We start from the raw sequence: 261 nt of genomic DNA, 5'->3' as shown, positions 1-261 counted from the left end.
GCCGGATCGACGAACTCCTCCCCTGGAACTTCAATCCGTCAAGCTGAAACCGGCGTGGGGCCCAGCTCCCGCTTACGATCAGTCCCATCGTTCCTCCTTGCGGTCGATCCAGTATCCATCGGTCAATGGTCGCGACAAACCATAGCTCGCATAGCTTTTTCGACAGAAGATATATGTTGGTTTTTCGTATCCGTCCGTTGTGACTGCTCTGACGGTGAGCCTCTGCTGTCGATAATGTCCATGATCGATAATGGACATCTT

1 protein-coding gene is annotated in these 261 nt (G+C 52.5%); it reads right to left on the bottom strand.

The window, feature by feature from the left end:
- Positions 1-78 precede the first annotated feature (78 nt).
- Positions 79-261: hypothetical protein (locus Q1A87_RS23980; RefSeq protein WP_299657427.1), on the bottom strand; the 183-nt coding region annotated here is incomplete at its 5' end.

Source organism: uncultured Jannaschia sp. (genome assembly GCF_947494055.1).
Lineage (GTDB): Bacteria > Pseudomonadota > Alphaproteobacteria > Rhodobacterales > Rhodobacteraceae > Jannaschia.
Note: the sequence above shows the minus strand (reverse complement) of the source record. Positions and strands in the feature narration are given on the sequence as shown.